The organism is Gardnerella sp. DNF00747 (genome assembly GCF_049262675.1).
In the GTDB taxonomy this organism is placed as follows: Bacteria; Actinomycetota; Actinomycetes; order Actinomycetales; family Bifidobacteriaceae; genus Bifidobacterium; species Bifidobacterium swidsinskii.
In genome coordinates this window covers 914,223-939,724 of sequence record NZ_CP058394.1, presented here as the reverse complement: position 1 = coordinate 939,724, position 25,502 = coordinate 914,223, and the positions used below count along the sequence as shown (strand labels likewise).

Genomic DNA, 25,502 nt, shown 5'->3' with positions numbered 1-25,502 from the left:
AGTTACTGTAAATGTAGCGTGACTGTAAATGTGGCACAACAGCATTTTGCATCTAAAAGCGCGTAAGATACTAGCGGAATGTATGATGTTTTCACGTCGAATACATCAAGTAATTTAGAGAGTATGGTTATGAAAAAGCGTCGTAAAACAGCATTAGGTGAAGATGTAGCACCATTGCAACAGCGTCGACTACTTTCAGGACCACTTGTGTTTTTATTTATGGTTTTTGTAGTTACTGTTGGTTCAATTGAGTGCATTTCAACAGTTAGAAATTATGCGTTAAGCTTATCTGAGCTTCATGCACTTCAGCGTGAAGAAAGTGATTTACGTGAACAAAAACGTACGTTGGATAATAATATTGACCGATGGAAAGACAAAGCATACGTTACCGCTCAAGCTAGAGATCGTCTCGGCTTTATTTTTCCCGGTGAGCAGGCTGTTCGCGTAGAGCATCCTGAAGCAGTAACTGGAAAAGTTCCGAATGAATTTGCTCAAGAAAATAGCGAAACTAAGACTCATTCAGTCTTGCCTTGGTATAGTGACTTAATGTATGCAATACATAAAGCAGACAAACCAGATACTGTGCCATCCTTATAACATATAAACTGATAAAATATATAAACTGATAAAGTAAAAGATTATTTATTTGTAAAACAGCTTTAACAGGAGTAGAAACGCATGGCTAACAGCCAAGAAAGTTCAGATAAAATGCAGAACAGTAATAAGAAATATATTCCAGAAGAAGCTGTGAAACGTTTATTTACTACACCTGCAAGTGATGCTGAGCGTACAATTGTTGAAAAGCAACTTGGAAGATTCCCTAGAGGAATGGTAGCTGTTGGTGCGCGTTGCGTTTGTGGTAGACCTCTTGCTGTTATTACTAGACCATGCTTAGAAGATGGCACACCATTCCCAACTACATGCTACCTTACCAGTCCTGAAGCTGTAAAAGCGGTGTCTCGCGTAGAAGCAGACGGTATTATGCGAGAATATAACGAGCTATTACAATCGGACGAAGATCTGAAGAAACAATATGAGCGTGCGCATAAGTATTATTTGGAATTCCGTCATGAATTAGCTGTGTCTTTGGGGGATAGTGAAGAGCATATTAGTCAGATGAGCGCTGGTGGAATGCCAGTTCGTGTTAAATGCTTGCATGCTTTGCTCGCGCAAACATTGGTAATGGGCAAAGGTGTAAATCCGATTGGTGACATGGTGCTAGAGCGCATTAAAGATGAGTTTGATCCTAACGTGTGCCGTTGTACTACTCCGTGGAGCGATGATGCATATGCTACTGAAACGGAAGTTGTTGTGGAAGACGAAACGATTGCAAAAGATAAAACTGCAGAGGGCGAAGCTGTGAAAAGCGACACGACTACTTGTGCAGAAAAAACAGTACAGGTTGCCGCAATTGACTGTGGTACGAATTCTATTCGACTAAAAATTGCGCAAGTTTCTGAGCATGGAATGAAAGATATTGTACCTCGTATGCTTCGCGTTGTTAGACTAGGTCAGGGAATTGACGAAACTCATCGTTTCGCAGATGACGCTTTGGAGCGAGTGAGGGATGCTGCGCACGAATTTGCGCAAGTTTTGAAAGAACATCCAGTTGATGCGATTCGTTTTGTGGCAACTTCAGCTACACGAGATGCTGAAAATCGTGAGATTTTTGAACAAATGATGATTGATGAGCTTGGTGTTCGTCCTGAAGTTATTAGTGGTACTGAAGAAGCAGCTCTTAGCTTCCTTGGTGCAACAAGCGTTGTGTCTCGCGATGAGTTGCAGCCACCGTATCTCGTAGTTGATTTAGGTGGAGGTTCTACTGAGTTAGTGCTTGGAGGGGATGGGGACTGCTTGCCGGCGCACAAGGTTTCTGCAGCATACTCCATGAATGTTGGTTCTGTTAGAATGACTGAAAGGCATTTGCATACTGATCCTCCTACGGAAGAGGAAATTCAAGCTGCGATTGAAGATATTGACAAGCATATTGATGATGCTTTCAAAGTTGTCCCTGCAGGGCGAGCTCGTACTATTATTGGCGTTTCTGGAACTGTGACAACTATGGCTGCTTTGACTATGGGATTGCAGCATTATGATCATACTGCTGTCGATGGTGTGCATATTGGATTAGAGCAGGCTTATGCTGTTAATAATCGCTTTTTGCGTATGCCTAGGGACTGCAGGCGCACGTATGCGACGATTCACCCAGGGCGTGTGGATGTTGTCGGCGGTGGAGCAGTGATTTGGAGCCGTGTGTTGGAGAGATTAGCAAAAGCTGCGTATGAGGATCACGGTGGGGTTTTGGATACGTTTGTTGCAAGTGAGCATGGTTTGCTTGACGGAATTACGCTTGATTTGGGAAGAAAGTTACTCGCCACACGCTGAGCTTGTTCTTTGCTTAGATATATGGCATAATAAGTGATTGCTGCCTCTGTGGCGGAATTGGCATACGCATCAGACTTAAAATCTGACGCCCTTACGGGCTTGTGGGTCCGAGTCCCACCGGAGGCACAAACAAAGCGCTGCACAGTTTTTAGCTGTGTGGCGCCTTTTGCTTTTCTGTTGGTTTTACCTATAACCCATAATGCGTGCATGTTGACAGCTTGTGATTACATAGTTATAGACAAAGTAATTGATAATAGTGAACCCCGGCTTAGGCTGGGGTTCATTGCGTATAAGGCAAAATGCGAATGATATTGAGAAACGATATCGCCCAAATATTTTAATATTTTAGGAGGTTGGAAAGTGCATAATCATAACGATGTAATTCAAACTAACGGCACTGGTTCACGCTCAAGCAGTGTGAATGCAAATGTCAACTCTTCCGATACTAATTACAATAACGCCAACGCAGCTTCCCAAGCAGAAGCAATTCACGCAAGTCATGCACATCAGCATCGTTTGCTTCTTACGCTTTCTCTTACTGCAACTGTGTTCTTTGCTGAGGTAATTGGTTCTTTCATAACCAATTCCTTGTCGCTTCTTATAGACGCAGGTCATATGCTTACAGACATTTCGGTTCTTGCAGCTTCAACAGTTACTGCAATTCTTATGCGTCGTCGTCCAAATAGTAAGCGCACGTGGGGTTGGGCGCGTCTTGAGGTTATTACAGCTGCTGCGGGAGCTCTTATTTTACTGCTTGTAGGAGTGTATGCTCTTGTTGAAGCTGGAATGCGTCTTTTTGGTAGTGGCCATCAAGGCATTCACGATGTAAATCAGCTGCTATTCTTTGGTATCCTTGGTTTAGCTGCGAATTTAGGTTCTCTTGTAATTCTTATGTCTCAATCGCAAGACAATATGAATATGCGTGCTGCTTTTCTTGAGGTTATGAACGATGCTCTTGGATCTGTTGCAGTTGTAGTCTCAGCTATTGTAATGATGAGTACAGGTTGGGCAGGTTTTGATGCTTTAGCTGGCGGTATTATTGCGCTTCTTATGATTCCTCGTGCGTTAAAGCTTCTTAAGAATGCTGTTAAGGTTCTTCTTGAGCAGACTCCTGAAGGTCTTGATTTAAACAAAGTTCGTGAACATCTAGAGCATGTTCCTCATGTTCTTGCAGTTCATGATTTGCACGCTAGTACTGTCTCTACTGGTATGCCGATTTTTATGGCACATGTTGTTGTGGATCCTAATATGACAATGACTCAATGCTCTCAGGTGCTTTCCCAGCTTCAGGACTGCTTGCGCGAGCATTTTCCTGTTTCTGTCTCTCACACTACTTTCCAGCTTGAGCCTAAGGGTTATACCACTTCTAGTGCTTCAGAGCATCATGAATAGAGTTTATAAGGTTTTGCTTATAAGTCTTGTTGTAAAGAACGTGACAAGTTTGCATAAATACGTGAATGCGTATTTCCTGTGTCGTAATTGTTTTTGAAGTAAAGTTATATTTATGCCGTTAAAAGAACTAATTGATAATACTCACAGTGAGCGCGTGCGCAGACTCGTTTCTTTAGGTCGCGCAAAGTCGCATGATTTGCAGCGTTTTTTAGTTGAAGGTCCGCAAAGTGTGCGCGAAGCTGTACGTTATGTCACAGATTCGTTATGTGATATTTATGTTACTAAAGATGCTTGTGAAGGTAATGAAAAGGAAAGTTCCCAATTTTCTTCTTTGCGGGAAATAGTTAAAGAAGCTTTATCTCGATCTTGTTATGTTCATCCTGTTGAGTCGAATATTATGCAAAAAATTAGTGCTGATTCACAGGGAATTGTTGCGGTTGTTAATTCGAAATCTTTGGACGATATTTATTTTAGTGAGTTTAAAAATTTGCAACAATCAGCACAAGTGAAAGTAAAAAACGATTTTAAGCCTCTTCGTATTGCAGCTTGCTGGCAGGTAAGAGATCCTGGCAACGCTGGTGCTATTATTCGTGTTGCAGATGTTGCTGGATGCGATGCTGTTGTTTTTGTTGATGATTGCGTAAGTCGGTGGAATTCTAAGCTTGTGCGTTCGACTGCTGGCTCACTATTTCATCTTCCTGTAGTGCAATTAAGCGTTCAAGACTGGTTCGAATGCGCTGCAAAATCAAATATTCGAGTTATTGCAGCTGATATTTACGGAACTGACAAGATTAAACCTGTGCCATTTCCAAAAATTTTAGTCAATTCCGAGGTTATTAGCAGTTCTTTGGCTATTTTATTTGGCAATGAAGCTAGAGGCTTACCTAAAGAAGTATTGCAACAGGTTGACGATATTTCAATAATTCCAATATATGGAAAAGCGGAATCAATGAACCTTGCAACAAGTGCAGCAGTAATGCTTATGGGCTTGGCTATGTCGAGTCATGAGCGAAAAATATAACTTTGGGCAATATTTTGCAATATCGTATATAAACAATGAATATACGTATAACACAGATAGGAAGGGTGCTGTGACCGATAATAAGCCATTCGATATTAAAGCTGTAACTAAAGCAGTAAAAGAAGGTATTGCTAGCGTTACAGCTGCTCAAACTATGGAAGAGCTGAAGGCTGTTAAAACTAAGTATGCTGGCGCGCAGTCAGTGATGACTGTTGCAAGTAAAGCAATTGGTTCTTTGCCTGCGGATCAAAAGAAGGAAGTTGGCAAGGTGATGTCAACTTTGCGAGCTGATTTTGGTCGAGCTTTTGCAGAAGCTACAGAGCGAATTAAAGCTGTTGAAGAGGCTAACATGCTTTCTGCAGAAACTGTAGATATGACTCTTCCAATTAATCGTAAGCCTTTAGGTGCTCGTCATCCTATTGCTCGTATTATTGAGGATTTTGAAGACTTCTTTGTGTCTATGGGTTGGCAGATTTCTGCGGGTCCAGAAGTTGAAACTGAATGGTTTGATTTCGATGCATTGAACTTTGGTCCGGATCATCCTGCGCGTCAAATGCAAGATACTTTCTACGTTCAGGGTAATCAAGCTAAGGATGCTGCAGGCTTTGTCGGTTCAAATATGGTTTTGCGCACGCAAACTTCTTCTGATCAAGTACGTGCGTTAATTGAGCGTGGAGTTCCTCTGTATATTGCTTCTCCTGGTAGAGTGTTCCGCACTGATGAACTGGATGCAACGCATACTCCAGTTTTCCATCAATGTGAAGCTTTGGCTGTAGATAAGCATTTAACAATGGCTGATTTAAAGGGTGTTCTCGATCGTTTAGCTGTTGCGATGTTTGGTCCAGATGCAAAGAGCCGCTTGCGACCAAGCTACTTCCCATTTACTGAGCCTAGTGCTGAGCTGGATCTTTGGTTCCCGGATAAAAAGGGCGGCCCAGGCTGGATTGAATGGGGCGGTTGCGGAATGGTTAATCCTAATGTGTTGAAGTCTGCAGGTTTAGATCCACAAGTGTATACCGGTTTTGCTTTTGGTGTCGGCTTGGAGAGGACTCTGCTTCTTCGTCACGATATTAATGATATGCATGATTTGGTTGAAGGCGATAAGCGCTTCAGTGAACAGTTTGTAATGGGGGAGTAAAACTCATGCCAATGGTAGATATTGACTGGCTCAAAGATCATGTTGAAGTGCCAGAAGGTTTAACTTACGAACAGCTTGCTAAAGATTTAGTTCGTGTTGGTTTAGAGGAAGAAGAAATTCATACTTCTCAAGTTACCGGTCCAATTGTTGTCGGTTACGTAGTTGATGCAACTCCTGAACCGCAGAAAAATGGCAAAACTATTAATTGGTGCCATGTTGATGTTGGAGATAAATACAACGATGTTGACGAGAACGGCAAGAAAGTTCCTCGTGGCATTGTTTGCGGTGCTCCTAATATGGCTGCTGGTGAAAAGGTTGTTGTAACTCTTCCTGGTGCTGTTCTGCCTGGAGATTTTAAGATTGAGCCGCGTAAGACTTACGGTCATATTTCTGACGGTATGTGTGCTTCAGAGCGTGAGCTTGGTTTGGGAGATAGCCACAATGGCATTATTCTGTTGCGTGAATATGGCTTCTCTAAGGCTGAATATGATGAGTTGAAGCCTGGCGACGATGTAATGGAGTTGTTGCATCTTAATAAGCCGATTTTGGAGATTAACATAACGCCTGATCGTGGATATGCCTTCTCTTATCGAGGTGTTGCTCGTGAATATCATCATTCAACTGGTGCTGTTTATACGGATCCTGTTTCAAAGTTGAATGAGCAGGTATCGCAAATTAATGATGAAGGTCACAAGACTTCAGATATTGACGTGAGTATTGAAGATACTAATCCAATTCATGGTGTACCTGGTTGTGATCGATATTATGCGCGTGCTGTACACGGTTTTGACTCCGCTTGTGCAAGCCCACGTTGGATGCAGCGTCGTTTAACGCGTGCAGGTATGCGCAGTATCTCTCTTGCTGTTGATATCACTAATTATGTCATGCTTGATTTGGGTCAACCTCTTCATGCTTATGATTTGGACAAAATTGAAGGTCCAATTGTAGTTCGTCGTGCACATGAGGGCGAACATCTTACGACTTTGGATGGCAAAGATCATGAATTGCATGTTGAGGATTTAGTTATTTGCGATTCTCCTCGTGGAAACTATGGTTCACGCGTGCTTGGCTTAGCAGGTGTTATGGGCGGCATGTATGGCGAAGTTACGAGTGAAACGAAAAATATTTTGATTGAGGCAGCTCACTTTGATCCCGTTTCAATTGCTCGTACTGCTCGTCGACATAAGATTCCTTCTGAGGCTTCTCGTCGTTTTGAGCGTGGCGTTGATACCCAATTGCAGCCAGCAGCTGCACAAATGGCTGCAAATCTTTTGGAACAGTTTGGTGGAGCTAAGCCATCTACATCGCCGTGTGATGTCAATAATACTCAGTCGCGAAATGTGATTGTGTTTAAAGCTAATGAAGTGCAGCGAGTTGCCGGTTTGGATGTTGATTTGAATCGCATTAGCGATATTCTTACCGATATCGGTTGCTCTGTTGCTGGTGGTGGCAATGGATCCTTCCCCGTTCTTCCTCCAACTTGGCGTCCTGATTTGAATGAGCCTTGCGATCTAGTAGAGGAAATCGCTCGACTTGTTGGATATGATGAGATTCCTGTTAAGGTTCCTGCTGTTCCTGTTACTGGTCGAACTGGCTTAACTGCGCAACAGCAAACTAGAAGAGCTATTGCTTATGAGTTAGCGGAAACTGGTTTTGTTGAATCTTTAAGCTATCCATTTGTTGGTGAGGAAGATATTAAAGCTTTCCGTCAAAATGTGGATGAAGTTGCTGAAGTAAGTGTTCGTATTGCTAATCCTTTAGCTGGAGACAGGCCTTGGCTTCGTCGTTCTGTTTTGATGACTTTGGCTGGTACTGTTCGACGCAATCTTCATCGTGGTTTAACAGATATTTCCATGTATGAGCTTGGTCATGTGTACTTTAGCGATCCAAATGCTCCTGCAATTCCTGCATTACCTGGTTCTGTTAGACCTTCTAATGCTGAGCTTGCTGCGTTGGATGCTGGATTACCGGAACAACCTTTGCATGTTGCTGCTTTGCTAACTGGTCATGCTGAAGAAACTGGTTGGCTTGGTACTCATAGAGATGTTGATTGGAGCGATGCTGTTGAAGCACTCCAGCGAGTTGGTAAGAGAATTGGTGTTAAGTTCATTCTCGAACAGTTTAAAGCTCAAGATGCTCCATCTTCTTGGCATCCTGGTCGTAGTGCTCAAGTTTGTGTTCTTGCTGAAGATGGTTCAAGCGTCAATCTCGGTGTTGTTGGCGAATTGCATCCACATGTTTGTGAAGCGCTAGATTTACCTAAGCATTCTGCAGCATTCGAGCTTGATTTAACTGAATTGTTTAAGAATATGATTATGAAGCCTGTTCAAGCTAAACCAATTTCGACTTTCCCTCCTGTAAAGCAAGATTTCGCTTTCACTGCACCAATTGAGTTGAAAGCGAATGAATTGCAGTCTGCTATTGAAAAGTCTGCTGGAGATTTGCTTGAATCTGTTGAGTTGTTCGATGTGTATGAGGGTGAGCAGCTTGGAGAAGGTTTGCGTTCTCTTGCTTATTCCGTAACGTTCCGAGCAAATGATAGAACACTTTCTGGCGAAGAGATGGAAGAAGTTCGTAAGAAGATTACGGATGCTGCTGAAGTCTTGCACACAACTTTGCGAGTGTAAAACATAATATATTTTAGTTAATGCGATTGTGCATACGTTCTAATAATAGTATGCATAGTCGCATTTATTGTATTATTAACTCTTTTTCTTTTTATGTAAAGTAACATCTATTTTTTAAATAAAATATAGCGTTTTTATGCATAATAGATATGTGTGACGAAGAACACACAAATAATTTTTTATGCATGTAGATATGTATACATATATTCGTATATATTTAATTGAAAATATGTTTATGAAAGGTTTTGATAAAACTATGATGAATCCAGAAACGGATGCAGAATCAAATAACGAAGTGTCAATAAAACAGCAACGTCCTGCAACAAAAGCAGCGCGTTTAAACGCTATTGAACAAGCGTTACTGGCAGAAGTGATTACTTCTCAATCTCAACTCGCTAAAGTGTTGGCGTGTCATGGTTTTAATGTTACTCAAGCTACTTTGAGCCGAGATTTAGATGAGTTAAATGCCGTTAAAATTCGATTGACGGATGGCAGGATTGCGTATGTGCTGGGGGATGGTACTGGCAATCGTCATGCTATGGATACTGTGCGAATTGATCAGCAAGTTGCTCGCACTTTAGCAGGTCTTGTCACTGAAGTTGGACATGCAAATAATATTGTTGTTATTCACACTCCATCAGGCGCTGCACAATACGTTGCAAGTGTTATAGATCGTCAGCCTTTGAAAGGTATTTTAGGATCAGTTGCTGGAGATGATACAGTTATTATGGTTTGCGTTTCAAATGAAGAAGCTGAAAATCGAGCAAATTGGATGCTTTCAGTAGCTTCTCGTTAAACAATTTATTAAAAAATATTGTGGCTATTTAATTAAATATTGTATTAAAAAAATAATTTTGCAGTAACGAAAAGATTTATACGCGTGCAGTGCATTGTTGAGCTGCGCGCGTTTTTATATGTATAACTATAATTGATATATTTTTTATATTTTATAATAACTCTTCGAAGATGGTAAAAATATAATAATTTTTTGGCGCATCTGTTGATTTTATTTTAGATGTATAATATGCTCTTTATTGTTTATTTATTCAATACATGACCTGGGAGGTCACAATGACTAATAAAAAACGTATTGTCTTGGCGTATTCAGGTGGCCTCGATACTTCGGTAGCAATTCCATACCTTAAAGAGCAAACAGGTCAAGATGTTGTAGCTGTGTCACTAAACGTTGGTCAGGGCGGTGAAGCGCTTGAAGTAATTAAGAATCGTGCTTTGGCTTGTGGTGCAGTTGAGGCATATGTTGTCGATGCTCGCGAAGAATTCGCAGATAACTATTGCATGCTTGCATTAAAAGCTAACGCAATGTATGAAGACGTGTATCCATTGGTTTCTGCTCTTTCTAGGCCTTTGATTACTCGCCACTTAGTGAATGCAGCTCATCAATTTGATGCAGACACAATTGCGCATGGTTGCACTGGCAAAGGAAACGATCAGGTTCGTTTTGAAGTTGCAATCCAATCTTTGGATCCAGAATTAAAAGCTATTAGCCCAATTCGAGACTTGTCGCTTACTCGTGATGTTGAAATAGAGTTCGCTAACGAGCACAAGCTTCCAATTGAACAAAGCAAGAAAAGCCCATATTCGATCGACCAAAACGTGTGGGGTCGTGCAATTGAAACCGGTTTCCTAGAAGATCCATGGAATGCTCCGACTGAAGAGTGCTATTCTTATACGCAAAATCCTCTTGAATCTCAAGAACCGGATGAAGTTACAATTACTTTTGAAAAAGGTGTTCCAGTCGCAATTGACGGTCATAGCGTAACGCCTTTGCAAGCAATTGAAGAAATGAATGCAAGAGCTGGAGCGCAAGGAATTGGACGAATCGATATTATTGAAGATCGTCTTGTAGGAATTAAATCTCGTGAATTGTACGAAGTTCCAGGTGCTCAAGCTTTAATTGTTGCACACCAAGAGCTTGAAAATTGCTGCCTGGAGCGTGAGCAGCATAGGTTAAAGCGTGCTCTTGATAAAAAGTGGGCTGAATTTGTCTATGATGGTCAGTGGTTCTCTCCAGTTGTGCGTTCTCTTAACGCATTTATTAATGAAACTCAAGAGCATGTTTCTGGAGAGATTCGAATGACTATGTATGCTGGCAAAGCTGTAGTTACTGGACGTCGTTCTGAGGAATCATTGTATGACTTTAATTTAGCAACGTATGATTCTTCAGATACATTTGATCAGCGTGCTTCCAATGGATTCATTGAAATCTACGGATTGTCTAGCAAGGTTGCAGCAGCAAGAGATATGCGCGTTGCAAACAACAACTAATACGATATATATAAAAAGATATAAAGGTAATAAACTATGCACGATGCAACAAAAGTAGCAGCCGCAGAACTAGAAAATAATGAAAGTAATAATACTAATCACCCTATTGCATTGTGGGGTGGACGATTTAGTTCAGGTCCTTCAGCAGAGCTGGCGAAACTAAGCAAGTCCACACAATTTGATTGGCGATTAGCGGATGATGATATTGCTGGTTCTAGAGCTCATGCGCATGCGTTGCATCGTGCAGGTCTTCTTAACGAAAAAGAGTATGCTGATTTATCTTGTGCATTAGATGAATTGCAAAAGCGTGTAGATGATGAAACTTTTGCACCCATTGAGGAAGATGAAGATGAAGCTACAGCATTAGAGCGCGGTTTACTTGAAATTGCTGGAAATGAGCTTGGTGGAAAGCTTCGTGCAGGTCGATCTAGGAATGATCAAATTGCAGCTTTAATACGTATGTTTTTGCGTAGGCATGCGCGCGTTATTGCATCATTATTGTTGTCAGTTTGCCAAGCGTTGCTGAATCAATCAAAAAATGCAAAAGACGCAGTGATGCCGGGTCGCACTCACATGCAACATGCTCAACCAATTTTGCTTGCGCATCAGTTAATGGCACATGTTTGGCCGCTTTTACGAGATGTAAATCGCTTCATAGATTGGGATTTGCGTGCAGATGAAAGCCCTTATGGAGCAGGAGCTTTGGCAGGCAATACTCTTGGTCTTAATCCAGAAGAAGTAGCTAAAGAGCTTGGTTTTTCTAAAGTTTGCGCTAATTCTATAGACGCAACTGCAAGTAGAGACTTAGTCGCAGAATTTTCATTCATCGCAGCAATGATTGGCGTTGATATATCACGATTAAGTGAAGAAATTATTATTTGGAATACTCAAGAATTTGCATTTGTTCGTTTAGATGATGCTTATTCAACTGGCTCATCGATTATGCCTCAAAAAAAGAATCCAGATATTGCTGAACTTGCTCGCGGTAAAGCTGGTAGATTAATAGGCGATTTAACTGGTTTAATGGCAACTCTTAAAGGTCTTCCTACTGCTTATGCTCGCGATTTGCAAGAAGATAAAGAAGCTGTTTTTGATCAAATTGACACTTTAGAAGTGCTTCTTCCAGCTTTTGCTGGAATGGTAGAAACTATGAAATTTGATTTAAATAGACTTTATGAACAGTCTTCTACTGGTTTCGCTCTTGCTACAGATATTGCAGAATGGCTTGTAAAAAAGGGTGTTCCATTCCGTAATGCTCATACTTTATCTGGTTTGTGTGTAAAGCGAGCTGAGGAAATTGGGGGAGATCTTGCTGATTTAAGCGATGATGATTTTTCAAATATTCTAAGCGGTTTTGTTGATAGCGCAGAAATTGCGAATATTAGAACAATATTGTCTAGTGCTGGATCTGTATCTGCCAGATGCGGTCGTGGTGGTACAGCCTTCGTGCGAGTTAAAGAGCAAATTGTAGAGACTGAAAACGCAATGGATAATTATTATAAATTTGCAAATTCGAAAAGTGATGGCTCTGCTTATATCTCGCCTATAAAATAATTTTAAAATTAGATTATTAGCTGTCACGTTATAGTGCCAAATATTGTACTTTATGATATTTGGCACTTTTTTATTATGCGTGTCGTCATGTGCTGCAAAAATTGAAAGGCTTGTGGACGCGCAAAGCGCCCGATATTTATCGGTATTCTGTATTAAGGAGATACGAATGGCTCAGGTCAGGAACTACAAGGAAGCAGGTTTTGCTTCTTTGTTTGAAGAGCTTAAGTGGCGTGGATTAATTTCACAATCTACTGATGAGCAGCAGCTTGCTCAAGCGCTTGACGGAGAACCATTAACGTATTATTGCGGTTACGATCCTACTGCTGCTTCATTGCATATTGGTAATCTTGTACAGCTTATTAATATGCGCCATTTGCAGGCTGCAGGTCATCATCCTATTGCTTTAGTTGGTGGTGCCACTGGTTTGATTGGTGACCCTCGTCAAAGCGGAGAACGCACTCTTAATTCTAAGGATATTGTGGCTGGCTGGGCTGAACGTTTGCGTAAGCAGATTGGCAGAATTTTGCCTCTTGATGGTGAAAATCCTGTTCGTTTTGTCAGCAATTACGACTGGGTTTCTAAGATGTCTGCTATCGACTTCTTGCGTGATGTTGGTAAGAATTTCCGTGTTGGCACAATGCTTTCTAAGGATATTGTGGCTCGTCGCTTAAATTCCGATGAAGGTATTTCTTTTGCTGAGTTTAGCTATCAAGTTTTGCAAGGCAACGACTTCTTGTACTTGTTTGATAATTACGACGTAACTTTGCAACTTGGCGGTTCGGATCAGTGGGGTAATCTCACTTCCGGCATGGATTTGATTCGTAAGGTTCGTGGCACATCCGTAAACGTGTTTACTAGCCCGATTATTACAGATAATCAAGGTCGTAAGTTTGGTAAGTCAGAAGGTAATGCCATGTGGCTTGATCCTTCTATGCTTAGCCCTTATCGCTTCTACCAGTTCTGGTTCAATCAGCCTGATGATGAAGTTGTTAAGTTGCTTAAGGTGTTCACTTTCTTGCCAAAAGATGAAATTGAGCGTTTAGCTCAGCAAATTCAGGATGATCCTGGAAGTCGTGAAGCTCAGCGCGTGCTTGCGTGGGAAGTTACAAGTTTCGTTCACGGTGAAGATTTAACAAACCAGGCTATTGAAGCTTCTTCCGCTTTGTTTGGACGTGGTGATCTTTGCAATATTGATGAGCAGACTCTTGAAGCTGCTTTAGATGGCGTTAAGGTTAAGGCTGAAGACGGTAGTTTAGATTTCGCTAAGGCTAAAGTTGCAGATCGTGTTGTTGAGGCTGCAGTTGCCGCTGGTCTGTTCCGCACTGTTTCTGAAGCTCGTCGTGCTATTGAAGCAGGCGGTTTGTATCTGAATAATGAACGTGTAAGTGGTGTCGACGATGTGTTAAGTGAGGGCTCTTTCTTGCACGGTCGTTTCGCTTTGCTTCGCCGTGGCAAGAAAGCTATCGGTGCCGTAGAGCGCGCTTAATAAATGTTTGTGATGTATTAAAAAATACATCTGTTGTAAGCTTGCTGCTTGATGTATGCTATAGCTTGCTTCAGCAGATGTTTAGTTGTTTTATGAATATAATTAAAATGTGATTTTGTAATAAAATTGCACATAGATGAGAGGTATGCCAGAATGGGCGAAGAACGCGAACACTCGCGGAGTGGTAAGAAATCTTTTGGTGAACGTGGTGGATTTGGTCATCGCAATGGTGGTAAAAGTAGCGAGCGTCGCGGTGGTTTCCATAAGGATGGTTTCCATAAAGGCGGTTTTAAGAAGGGTGGTTTCCGCCGTAATGATGATGACCGTGAAGAGAGCTTCCACTCTGACGTAAAGCGTGATGGTGATTGTCGTTTTAACCGTCATGACGATCGTAAAGATGACCGTCGCGGTGGTTTTAAGAAGAATGGTTTTAAGAAGGACGGATTCCGCTCAGAGAATCGCGATAATGATCGTCGCTTTGATCGTAACCGTCATTTTGATCGTATAGATGATCGTCGCGATGATCGTCGCTCTAGAGATTTTGAACATTCTGGTGAAGAAGGTGGCAACCCACGCTACAAGAAGTTTGATGGTGAACATCGTTTTAACCATCGTGACGATCGCAGGGATAATCGTCGTGAGAACCATCGCAATGGCGATTTCCATAAAGGCTCTAAGGGTGGCTTCCGTGATGACCGCAGAGACGATCGTCGCGATGAGCGCAGAGATACTGAGCGTCGTTTTGATCGTCGTGACGATCGCAGAGATAATCGTAGCGCAAATTCGCGTAGTAACTTCCGCTTTGAAGATGGTCCACGCCGCAATTCTGACGGAACTGTTTCTTATCCATCTCAAAATCCTTATACAGCACGTCGCCCTGGTGAGCCTAAGATGCCAAAAGGTTTGGAATGGGCAATGCTTTCTAAAGAAGATCGCGAGCGTTTGCGCGGTCTTTCAAAGGAGCATGCTGAAAATATTGGTCTTCATATTCTTGCAGCTTATACTTTGCAAGAAGAAAATCCTGAACTTGCATTAGAACATGCAAAGTGGGCTGCTAAGCAAGCTTCTCGTATTGATTTTGCTCGCGAAACTTTAGCTTTTGTGGCCTATCGTCAGGGCGATTACAAGCTTGCTTCTAAGGAATTCCGCACTGCAATGCGAATGAATGGTTACCTTGATTATTTGCCATTTATTGCCGATTGCGAGCGCGGTATGGGAAATCTAGATAAGGCTTTAGAAATTTGCATGTCAGATGAAGCAAAAACCTTAAGGGGAGAAGTAAAAGCCGAAATGTTCCTCGTTTATGCAGGTGTTTTGGCTGATACTGGTCATGCTGATAAGGCTATTGAATTGGTTCATGCAATGGGTCGTTCAAAGGGTCTTCCTGGGGAGTATCGTATGCGTGCAGTTCAAGCAGAACAATACTTCTTGGAAGAAGCCGGGCGTAGTGACGAAGCAATTGAATTAGAGTCTTTGCTTGATAAGCTTGAGCAACAGTATGCTGATGTTGATGACGAAGATATAAATCCTGATGATATTGTTATCGACTATGATTTAGAGCATTTGAATGATGACATGATGGATGAAATTGGCATGAGTGAAGATGATGCTCAATTTGCTCCTGATGAAGAATCTGATGAATATGCTGATGAAGAATCTGAAGCAACTGAAGATTCTGAAGATTTAGAAGACTCAGAAGACTCAGAAGAGACAAGTAACTCTGAGAATGCGGATAATACGGATACAATCGAGATGAGTGCTGTTCACGCTGACGAAGAGTAGTTCGTAACATTTGAATATTTGCGCCCGGCTGCTTTTAAGTAAGCCGGGCACTTGCTGCTTTGAGAGTTGATATTTATAAAATATATTTGAAAAATTTGAATCTAAATTAAGTGCAGTGTTTAGCAAACTTAAATGAGGTATAGTATGCAAGTTGAAACGAAAAAGAATTTTTCTTCATGTAATCGTCCGTTAAGCGATGCATTTCGTTTAGCACTGCTTGATTTAGATGGTGTTGTATATCGTGGTGGAAATGCTGTTGAATATGCGTCTGATTCCATTTTGTTTGCGCAAAAAAATGGAATGGCAATTGAATATACAACTAATAATTCTTCGCGTTTCCAATCTGTTGTTGCAAAACAACTGGAAAGTTTTGGCTTAAAAGTAGAACCATGGCAGATTATAACGTCTTCTGTTGTTGCAGCAAGGATGGTAGCTCGCAATGTTGAGAAAGGATCTCAAGTTCTTGTTCTCGGCACTGAACATTTGCGTCAAGAAGTGCAACGCGTAGGATTACAACTCGTAGATTCGTGCGAAGATAATCCTAAAGCTGTTATTCAAGGCTGGTATCCTCAAATGACTTGGCAAGAAATGGCGGAAGTTTCTTTCGCTGTTGAGCATGGTGCAAAATATTTCGTTACTAACCGCGACTTAACTATTCCAAGAGAGCATGGTATTGCTCCTGGATGCGGTTCCATGATTCAAGCTGTTATTAATGCTACGGGTGTAGAGCCTATTTCGTCTGCTGGAAAACCAGAATCTGCAATGTATGATGAAGCAAGGTTTTTGGTTGCTGCTAATGCTAAGCATGATGATTCTGAATGTGAAGAATACACTGAAAAAGACGAGTATGGGAATCCTGTAATTAGTATTGAGCATTCATTAGCAGTTGGAGATCGTTTAGATACTGATATTGAGGCTGGAACAAGAGGAGGCTATGCTTCATTACTTGTTCTTACTGGAGTTACAGATCCTCGCATGCTTATGCTTGCGCCAAAACATTTGCGTCCAAGTTTTGTTTCTAAAGACTTGCGAGGATTAAACGAATCTCATAACGCTCCTGAACGCGTTAACGGTAGTACTTTTACTTGTGAAGATGCTATAGCAAGAGTTGTGAATAATAATATTATTGAAGTTAACAACACTAACGATTGCAATGCTTTAAGAGCTGCTTGTGCGCTGGCATGGAGCTTGCAAGATTGCGGTGAAAATATGGAAAATTATACTCTTCCGGAGTTTTCCTTATGACTGTGAATGAGGATTTAAGTAAACTTTCAAATAGCAATATTTCACAACGCTTAGATTGCGCTTTGGTTAATCGTGGTTTAGCAGAAAGTAGGACAACTGCTCAGCGTTTAATTCATGCTGGCGTAGTGAGTGTTGACAATCGAAATATTACGAAATCCTCATTTTTAGTAAACAATTCACATACAATAACAATCGACGAATCAAAAAATACGCAATTTTGTATTAGATACGTTTCTCGTGGAGCACTTAAGTTAGAAGGTGCTTTCGAAGCGTTTTCTAAAAATGGTTTAACTACTTCCAAATCAACTAAAGCTCTAGATATAGGTGCATCAACGGGCGGTTTTTGCGACGTTCTTTTGCAAAGAGGTGTTCATTCTGTAATAGCTTTAGATGTTGGTCATGGTCAATTGCATCCAAAAATAGCTAACAATTCACATGTAATTGAAATGAGTGGCGTAAATATTCGAGATGTGTACGAAGAGAACTTGCCATATAAACCAAATCTTATAGTTTCGGATGTTTCTTTTATTTCTCTAACGCTTGTTATTCCAGTAATTTCTAGAATAGCTCAATTGCATGCAGATATTGTGCTTTTAGTTAAGCCGCAATTTGAAGTAGGAAAAGGAAACCTTGGAAAAGGTGGAATAGTAACTGACGAGACTTTAAGAATTAAAGCTTTAGAAACAATAAAAAGTTGTGCAAATCAAAACGGTCTAAAGGTTATCTCCTCTTGCGAATCTCCTATTGAAGGAACGCATGGCAATACGGAGTATCTTCTTTATGCACGTTACGAGAAATAAATTAATCATTGAATGTTTAGCATTTTTCAATATGTATCCTAACAATTATAATAGTAGTAGTTGTGTTTAAACAGTACGAAGGGGCTGCATATGCAGGAACATTTCGATACTAATTCCGCTTCGTCGGCTCGTCGTGCTCTTGTAGTTACTCACGCTAGAATCGATGTTCACAGTGATGTGGTAAATCAAGTCAAGACTCAACTTATTAAAGCTGGATTCGTTGTTGACATATTCAACAGTGCTTCTGTGTCTGATTTTGCTAAAAAAACTACTCGTATAGTTGATGAAAATACGGAAATAGTTGTGGTGCTTGGGGGAGATGGCACCATGCTTCAGGCTGCTGAGTTAGTGCATTGTACTACTGTTCCAATTATCGGCATAAATCTTGGTCATGTTGGTTTTTTGGCAGAATTTGAAAGTTTTCAAATTAATGATGCTATTCGTAGGATTGCAAACAAGGATTACACTATTGACAGGAGAATGGAAGCTCATGTAGATGTGTGGCTTCCTGGCGAAAGTAAGCCTTTAAGTGATTGGGCGTTGAACGATATAACTCTTGATCGCGAAGACAGAGGTCGAATGGTAGAACTTTCAATACGAGTAGACGATGTTGAAATGTCATCTTTTGGTTGCGATGGTGTAATAGTTTCAACTCCGACTGGTTCCACAGCTTACGCATTTTCAGCAGGTGGATCAATCATGTGGCCAAATGTAGAAGCGTTACAACTAGTGCCATTAGCTGCTCATGCTCTTTTTGCGCGTCCTCTAATTATTGGTGCCGGTTCTACTTTTACTATTGATATTCTTAATGAATCGTCTTCTGGAGGTTGGATTTGTTGCGACGGTAGAAGACAGCGCGCTCTTCCTCAAGGATCAAGGATTCAAGTTCGTCAATCAAAAGATGACCTATTATTAGCTAGACTTTCTGGTGCTCCTTTTACGAAGCGTTTAGTTACAAAATTTGATTTGCCAATAGTTGGATGGCGTGAGCACAATAATAATTCTTTAAACTGAATTATTTAAGTAGAAAATAATATTAAATATAGCATTTATAAAACGAGGTACAGCGTGCTTGAAGAGTTAGAAATACGTAATCTTGGGCCAATTTCACATGCGCTTATTACTCCTTCGTCTCACATGACAGCTATTACGGGCGAAACAGGCGCTGGAAAGTCAATGCTTTTAAGTGCTATCAAGCTTATTTCTGGATCCAAAGCAGAAGTTGCAAGGATTTCTCCAAATGCTAAAGAAGCATGGGTTCAAGGCATATTTAGTATCCCTAAAACAAGTGAATTAGTAGATGCTGTTGGAAAATCCGGTATTGAATTAGAGCCTTCAGAAAATGACGAAAATAAATCAGATATGTATGTTTCTAGAACAGTGCCGCAAGAAGGTCGTTCAAGAGCAACAATTTCTGGTTTCGCAGTACCAAAAACAGTTCTTGAACAAGTATGCTCTCGATTGATAGTGATTCATGGACAAAGTGACCAATTACGCATAGCAACAAATTCAAAACAACGCGAATTGCTTGATACTGTATCTAAAAATAGTGAATTACTTAAGCAATACGCATGTGCGTATCAAGCGTGGAAAGATGCTAAAGAAACATGTAATCGACTAGAAAATCAAGCGTCTTCTTCGCGGCAACGTGCAGATTACCTTAGAGAATCGTTAGCGAGAATACGAGATGTGAATCCGCTGCCTAATGAAGATAAGGAATTGCGTGCAAAAAGAGAAAGAATTGAGAATTCTGCTCAAATTGTTAAAGCAGTGAGCATTGCGCTCGCATCCCTTGATTCCAGTCAAATAGATTATGGTGCTTCAGAATCATCTGAAGATGCTTGTTTTCTTGTAGATAAAGCTTCTCAAGCATTACGAAATATTCGTGTAGATGATTCTTTCAATTCTATTGCAAATCAACTTGACGATATTCATGCTCAACTTGACGATATTGTAATGCAGCTTGCTCAACAGTTGGATATCGATGTAAGTGAAAAAGATTTAGATGATTTAAATTCTCGTATTCATGATCTTACTGATTTAACTCGTAGGTGGGGTCCAACATTAGATGACGTACTTGATTGGTCCGAAAAAGCTCAGTTTGAACTTGAAGATTTAGATGATTCTCCTGAAGCTATTGCCAAAGCGCGTGCTAAGTGTGCTCAACGATATGATGATGCTCTTAAACTTGCTGAAGAATTATATAAAACTCGTTTAAATGCAGCTCATGATTTTGGCACTTTAGTTAGTGAAGAATTACATTCTTTGGCTATGCCAGGTGCTCAATTAATTATCAGTGTAAATAGGCGTTGCGAAGATTTATCTGGTTCTATTCCGCTTGATTCTAACGGATGTGATGATGTAGAGTTTTTGTTCCGACCATTTCCTGCTTCTTCAGATTTGCCGATGAGTAAAAGTGCTTCTGGTGGTGAATTAAGTAGGCTTATGCTTGCAATTGAGCTTGTTGTTGCGAAGTTGACAGATTGCGACGAAGAAAATATTACATTTGTTTTCGACGAAGTAGATTCTGGTGTTGGTGGTGTTGCGGCAGTAGAACTCGGTAAACGTTTGGCTCAACTTTCTCAACATGCTCAAGTTATTGTTGTTACTCATTTAGCTCAGGTTGCTTCTTTTGCAGATGCACAATTTGCAGTACAAAAAAATCTTGTTGAGAATAGCGAGAATAGTTCTTCTGCTATAGTTGCGGATACTTCTGTTATTGAGCTTAATGATTTGATGCGTGAACAAGAGATTGCTAGGATGCTTGATGGAAGTGAATCAAAAACTTCATTAGGACATGCTCGTGAGCTATTGAATGCAAGTAGGAAGATCATTGATGGATTTACAAAATAATTCGTCTATTGTTGCAGCGATTTTTGATTTTGACGGCACATTACTTGATTCTTTAAGCGTTTGGGATGATATTGATCGAGTAAGTTTTGCGAAACGTGGTATGAGCGTTCCCTCAATCTTTGCTAGTACAACTGCAACAATGAATCCTAGACAAATTGCAGAATATGTTATTAAAAATTACGGATTTACTGATGCTCCTGAAGCTTTGATGAAGGAGTGGTCAGATATGGCTTTTGACGCTTATGCTAATCATCTTCCGCTAAGAAAAGGCGCGTATGAATATGTGCATTATTTGCGTTCTAATGGTATAAAGCTTTTTCTTGTTACAACTCTTTCTAAACGCTTGTGTATTCCAGCTTTAAAAAGAGTTGGCATTTTTGATTGTTTTGATTTTATTCATTTTGGAGAAGATTTATCTGAAAAAGGTAAGCATAGTCCTAAAACTTATATCGATATTGCTAATCAACTTAAAGTAGATCCAGCTAAATGTGTAGTTTTTGAAGATTCTGCTACAGCTTTATGTTCAGCTCAGCAAGCTGGTATGCAAACATGTGGGGTAGTTGATAATTCAAACGTAAAAATTGATTTAGACTCGTCGTTTAATAAATGCTTAGCAGTATTTTCTGATTTTTCTTTCGCTCCAAGAATCAGCGATATAAGTTGAAAATATGCTATTGGTTGAGTTGATGAGGTTTCACATACCCCGGGTTTTGTCGCATACACAAGTGCATGCGGATGGCCATCCATCTCGATTTGACGTTACCGCCAAACTCTAGCAGTCTACCCGAAGACTTGAGCGAGCAGCTCTAAAGCGTCTTCTGCTTGACCTTGCTCCCAATGAGGCTTGCCATGCGGCTTACTGTTACCAGAAGTCCGGTGGTCTCTTACACCGCCGTTTCACCCTTACCCGAACGAAACGTTCAGGCGGTCTATTCTCTGTTGCGCTATCTCTCAGGTCGCCCTGGGCGGACGTTATCCGCCATTGTGCTCTGTGGAGCCCGGAAGTTCCTCAGCCACTCCGAATGAACATTGTGACCGCGGCCATCGTGAAACCTCAACCTTCCCAATTATAGCAGATGATATTAATATCGTAAAAAATTCGTTATTTTATAAGAAATTCCGTAATAAACGTTAATTTTTTTATTTTAATTTAATAAATTGCTAGGTTTGTATGGATTTAGCAGATATAATAGAAGAACCGACGGCATCGTGGCAGTCGGGTTGTACAAATCGAACTTAAGGTTCGAGTCTATATGGGGAGGTTTCGCATGGAAATCGTCATTACTGGTCGTCATACGCAGATTAATCAAAGGTTCCGTGACGTTGTAGAAAGTAAGATGAATCGTGTGACCGCCATTGCACCTGATGCGCAGCGCGTGCAAATCGTGTTGACTCATGAAGGCAATCCAAGGCAGGCTGACACAGCAAAGCGAGTTGAAATTACTGTTGTTGCAGGAAGCACTGTGATTCGCGCAGAAGCTTCTAGCACTGATCAATTTAGTGCATTAGATATGGCGCTTGATAAGTTGACGCTTCGTTTGCGTCGTACTCGCGATCGTCGTAAGGATCATCGCCGTGGATATACGGAAATGACTCCTGTAGATATGGGTGCTGTAGAGCCTGAAATTGAGACTACTGTTGAAGAGCCAGAAGAAAATGAGGTTAATAGCGCAGATGCCGCTGTTGCTTCCGATTTAGGTCCTGGTGAATCTGTGGAAGTAAGTGTTGGCGACACTCCTATTGTGATTCGTCGTAAGCTACATATTGCAGAGCCTATGAGCATAGATGAGGCTTTGTATGAGATGGAGCTTATTGGACATGATTTCTTCCTGTTTGTAAACAAAGAAACTATGAGACCATCTGTAGTATATCGCAGACATGGTTGGAGCTATGGCGTGTTTGAAATTGATACACCTGAAAATGTTGCTAAGCAAAAGTAATGGTTAAAAAACACGTCTAAAATGCGCGAATAAGTGCGTATGCCCGTCTAGCACAATGTTGGGCGGGCATTTTTATGTAGTAATCAGACTCGCTAACTTATAAAAATCGTAGCCGTCGCGTAATATGGGCACAGTTTACGTCTATGTTGGCTAGGCCGTCGTCATAGACATGACCTAAGGGAGCAAAACGTGGTAGATATCGTCGATAAAGCCTTGCGTATGGGTGAAGGCCGTCAATTGAAGCGCCTTGAGAATGTAGCAAAGGCTGTGAATGCGTTGGAAGATGAAATTTCCGCGCTTTCCGATGAAGAATTGAAGGGTCAAACTGCTAAATTCAAGCAGCGTTTAGACAATGGTGCAAAGCTTGATGATTTGATGCCTGAAGCCTTCGCTACTGTGCGAGAGGTTTCAAAGCGTACGCTTGGCCAGCGTCATTTCGATGTGCAGCTTATGGGTGGCGCTGCATTGCATTGGGGCAATATTGCAGAAATGAAAACTGGTGAAGGTAAAACATTGGTTGCTACTTTGCCAAGCTATCTGAATGCTTTGGAAGGCAAAGGTGTGCACGTTGTCACAGTCAACGATTACCTTGCTAGCTACCAGAGCGAGCTTATGGGTCGTATTTATAGATTCCTTGGCATGAGTGTTGGATGCATTATTACAGACCAGCAGCCGCCAGAGCGTCGTAAGCAATACAATGCTGATATTACTTACGGTACAAATAATGAGTTTGGCTTCGATTACTTGCGTGATAACATGGCGTGGGAAAAGAGCGAGCTTGTGCAGCGCGGTCATCACTATGCAATTGTCGATGAGGTCGATTCCATTCTTATCGATGAGGCTCGTACGCCACTTATTATTTCAGGTCCTGCTGAAGGTGATGTAACTCATTGGTATCGTGAATTTGCAAAGCTTGTTTTGAAGCTTACTCGCGATGTTGATTACGAGATTGATGAAAAGAAGAAAACCGCAGGTATTCTTGATCCTGGCATCGCAAAAATTGAGGATTACTTGGGCATCGATAACCTTTATGAGCCAAGCAATACAGCTCTTATTGGTTATTTGAATAACGCTTTGAAAGCTAAGGAGCTTTTCCTTCTAGATCGTGACTATGTTGTTACAAACGGCGAAGTTTTGATTGTCGATGAGCATACTGGTCGTGTTCTTCCAGGTCGTCGTTATAGCGAGGGCTTGCATCAAGCAATTGAAGCTAAGGAAAACGTGGAAGTCAAGGCAGAAAATCAGACTTTTGCTACTATTACTTTGCAAAACTACTTCCGCATGTACGACAAGATTGCTGGTATGACTGGTACTGCTGAGACTGAAGCTGCAGAGTTCATGGGAACTTACAAGCTTGGTGTTCTTCCAATCCCTTCCAACCGTCCAGTAATTCGTAAAGATAAGGACGATTTGATCTTCCGCACAAAGAAAGAAAAGCTTACTGCTATTGTGCGAGATGTTGCTGAGCGCCATGCAAAGGGTCAGCCTGTGTTGCTTGGTACAGCTTCTGTTGAATCTTCTGAGATTCTTTCTTCGCTTCTTGACGTTGCTCGCATTCCTCACCAGGTTTTGAATGCTAAGCAGAATGCTAAGGAAGCTGCTGTTGTTGCTGTTGCAGGTCGTAAGGGTGCTGTAACTGTTGCTACTAACATGGCAGGTCGTGGTACCGATATTATGCTTGGCGGCAATGTTGAGTTCCTTGCAGATGCTAAGTTGAAGGCTGAAGGATATTCTCCAGACGATACTCCTGAAGAGTATGAGAAGCGTTGGCCAGGCGTTTTAGCTGAAGTTAAAGAGCAAGTTAAGGACGAGCACGAAGAAGTTAAGAATCTTGGTGGCTTGTATGTACTTGGTACTGAGCGTCACGAATCTCGTCGTATTGATAACCAGCTTCGAGGTCGTTCTGGCCGTCAGGGTGATCCTGGCGAGTCCCGCTTCTACTTAAGCTTGGAAGATGATTTGATGCGCCTGTTCAACACTCAGCTTGTTGCTCGTGTTATGGCTAAGGGATTGCCAGAAGGCGAACCAATTGAGTCTAAGTACGTTTCTAACGGTGTACGCACGGCACAGAAGACTGTTGAAGCTCGTAACTTTGAAATGCGTAAGAACGTTTTGAAGTATGACGATGTTATGAATAAGCAGCGTACTGTGATTTATGCAGAGCGTCAGATGGTTCTTAAGGGTGAAGATATTCACGAGGACATCTTGAAGTTCATCAGTGACACCGTAGAAAGTTATGTGCGTGGCGCAATGAACGGTTCTGATAAGCCAAAGAATTGGGATTTGGACGGCTTAAAAGATGCTCTTAACTCTGTAATGCCTGTACTTCTTGATTGGGATCAGGTGCGTGAAACGATTATCAATCTTAAGGGCGAAAAAGCTGTTTCTGCTTTGCGTGATTTGATTGTCGACAGTGTAGTAAAGGTTTACTCTCTCATCGAAGATCGTCTCGGCGCTGATCCACTTCGTCAAATTGAACGTCGCGTTGTTCTTTCTGTTCTCGATCGCAAGTGGCGTGAACATCTTTATGAGATGGATTATTTGAAGGATGGTATTGGTCTGCGTGGTATGGGTCAGCGTGATCCGCTCGTTGAATATCAGCGTGAAGGCTACCAGATGTACAATTCGATGATTGAGGCAATTAAGGAAGAAAGCATTCAGCTTCTATTCCACATTGATATCAATCAGATTGCTTCTACTGAAGATATTTCTTCTGACGATGAGCTTGATGAAGATGTTGCACAAGCTTCGTCTGAGGTAGATGCTGAAGATCAGGCTGCTGGTATTGTTGGTCCTGCACCTTTGAGTCATGCTGAGGGAGATGTTCCGTTGAGCATGCGACCAAAGAATGAAGAATGGAAGACTCCATGGTCTGATGGTCGTACATTCCCAGGAACAAATAAGAATGAAGAGTGCCCATGTGGTTCTGGTCGTAAGTACAAGCTTTGCCATGGTCAAAACGAATCTGAAAATGAAGCTGAGTAACTTGAAAG

Annotated in this window: 18 protein-coding genes, 1 tRNA gene and 1 other RNA gene; 19 read left to right on the top strand and 1 reads right to left on the bottom strand. The window is 41.3% G+C overall.

From position 1 onward, the window contains the following. Positions 1 to 123 precede the first annotated feature (123 nt). The 17 genes from HXT32_RS03645 (at position 124) to HXT32_RS03565 (ending at position 21,233) form a co-directional block, all read left to right on the top strand. Positions 124 to 597: an FtsB family cell division protein gene (locus HXT32_RS03645; RefSeq protein WP_012914095.1), complete on the top strand. Its 474-nt coding sequence runs from the start codon at positions 124 to 126 to the stop codon at positions 595 to 597. A 111-nt stretch (positions 598 to 708) separates the two neighbouring features. Then, positions 709 to 2,385: a DUF501 domain-containing protein gene (locus HXT32_RS03640; protein WP_049762351.1), complete on the top strand. Its 1,677-nt coding sequence runs from the start codon at positions 709 to 711 to the stop codon at positions 2,383 to 2,385. Positions 2,386 to 2,427: 42 nt separating this feature from the next. Next, a tRNA-Leu gene (locus HXT32_RS03635) sits at positions 2,428 to 2,511 on the top strand. 291 nt (positions 2,512 to 2,802) lie between these two features. Continuing rightward, positions 2,803 to 3,777 (top strand): cation diffusion facilitator family transporter, encoded by a 975-nt coding sequence (locus HXT32_RS03630; protein WP_410310497.1) that lies wholly within the window; start codon positions 2,803 to 2,805, stop codon positions 3,775 to 3,777. Positions 3,778 to 3,889: 112 nt separating this feature from the next. Continuing rightward, positions 3,890 to 4,798, top strand: a complete 909-nt coding sequence (locus HXT32_RS03625) for a TrmH family RNA methyltransferase (RefSeq protein WP_076002801.1) — start codon at positions 3,890 to 3,892, stop codon at positions 4,796 to 4,798. Between the two features lie 70 nt (positions 4,799 to 4,868). Then, positions 4,869 to 5,936 carry a phenylalanine--tRNA ligase subunit alpha gene (gene pheS / locus HXT32_RS03620; protein ID WP_162861145.1) on the top strand — a complete coding sequence of 356 codons (1,068 nt, stop codon included), beginning with the start codon at positions 4,869 to 4,871 and terminating at the stop codon, positions 5,934 to 5,936. A 5-nt stretch (positions 5,937 to 5,941) separates the two neighbouring features. Further along, a complete protein-coding gene (gene pheT / locus HXT32_RS03615) occupies positions 5,942 to 8,563 on the top strand; it encodes a phenylalanine--tRNA ligase subunit beta (RefSeq protein WP_422118900.1) in 2,622 nt (873 codons plus the stop codon). A 256-nt stretch (positions 8,564 to 8,819) separates the two neighbouring features. Next, positions 8,820 to 9,359, top strand: a complete 540-nt coding sequence (locus HXT32_RS03610; RefSeq protein ID WP_076003160.1) for an arginine repressor — start codon at positions 8,820 to 8,822, stop codon at positions 9,357 to 9,359. Positions 9,360 to 9,634: 275 nt separating this feature from the next. Continuing rightward, on the top strand, positions 9,635 to 10,849 hold the full coding sequence (locus tag HXT32_RS03605; protein ID WP_076002803.1) for an argininosuccinate synthase: 1,215 nt from the start codon (positions 9,635 to 9,637) through the stop codon (positions 10,847 to 10,849). A gap of 36 nt (positions 10,850 to 10,885) precedes the next feature. Then, positions 10,886 to 12,403: an argininosuccinate lyase gene (gene argH, locus HXT32_RS03600; protein WP_102155228.1), complete on the top strand. Its 1,518-nt coding sequence runs from the start codon at positions 10,886 to 10,888 to the stop codon at positions 12,401 to 12,403. A 166-nt stretch (positions 12,404 to 12,569) separates the two neighbouring features. After that, positions 12,570 to 13,889 (top strand): tyrosine--tRNA ligase, encoded by a 1,320-nt coding sequence (tyrS, locus tag HXT32_RS03595; protein WP_012914103.1) that lies wholly within the window; start codon positions 12,570 to 12,572, stop codon positions 13,887 to 13,889. 153 nt (positions 13,890 to 14,042) lie between these two features. After that, positions 14,043 to 15,671, top strand: a complete 1,629-nt coding sequence (locus HXT32_RS03590; RefSeq protein ID WP_422118899.1) for a hypothetical protein — start codon at positions 14,043 to 14,045, stop codon at positions 15,669 to 15,671. Between the two features lie 144 nt (positions 15,672 to 15,815). Further along, positions 15,816 to 16,916, top strand: a complete 1,101-nt coding sequence (locus HXT32_RS03585; protein ID WP_103014006.1) for an HAD-IIA family hydrolase — start codon at positions 15,816 to 15,818, stop codon at positions 16,914 to 16,916. Beyond that, complete coding sequence (locus HXT32_RS03580; protein ID WP_422118898.1) at positions 16,913 to 17,716, top strand: TlyA family RNA methyltransferase; 804 nt, start codon at positions 16,913 to 16,915, stop codon at positions 17,714 to 17,716. Before HXT32_RS03585 ends, HXT32_RS03580 begins: the two co-directional genes overlap by 4 nt. 90 nt (positions 17,717 to 17,806) lie before the next feature. Then, entirely contained in the window at positions 17,807 to 18,730 is a 924-nt protein-coding gene (locus tag HXT32_RS03575) for an NAD kinase (RefSeq protein ID WP_102703056.1), read from the top strand. 54 nt (positions 18,731 to 18,784) lie between these two features. Then, positions 18,785 to 20,569 (top strand): DNA repair protein RecN, encoded by a 1,785-nt coding sequence (recN, locus tag HXT32_RS03570; protein WP_103014007.1) that lies wholly within the window; start codon positions 18,785 to 18,787, stop codon positions 20,567 to 20,569. After that, positions 20,553 to 21,233, top strand: a complete 681-nt coding sequence (locus HXT32_RS03565) for an HAD family hydrolase (protein ID WP_103014008.1) — start codon at positions 20,553 to 20,555, stop codon at positions 21,231 to 21,233. The genes recN and HXT32_RS03565 overlap by 17 nt, the downstream gene beginning before the upstream one ends. Positions 21,234 to 21,252: 19 nt before the next feature. Here HXT32_RS03565 and rnpB read toward each other — a convergent pair. Further along, an RNA gene (rnpB, locus tag HXT32_RS03560) (RNase P RNA component class A) lies at positions 21,253 to 21,626 on the bottom strand. 211 nt (positions 21,627 to 21,837) lie between these two features. Here rnpB and hpf point away from each other — a divergent pair. Continuing rightward, complete coding sequence (gene hpf, locus HXT32_RS03555) at positions 21,838 to 22,509, top strand: ribosome hibernation-promoting factor, HPF/YfiA family (protein ID WP_004106803.1); 672 nt, start codon at positions 21,838 to 21,840, stop codon at positions 22,507 to 22,509. A gap of 189 nt (positions 22,510 to 22,698) precedes the next feature. Continuing rightward, positions 22,699 to 25,494, top strand: a complete 2,796-nt coding sequence (gene secA, locus HXT32_RS03550; protein WP_103014009.1) for a preprotein translocase subunit SecA — start codon at positions 22,699 to 22,701, stop codon at positions 25,492 to 25,494. Positions 25,495 to 25,502: the final 8 nt, after the last annotated feature.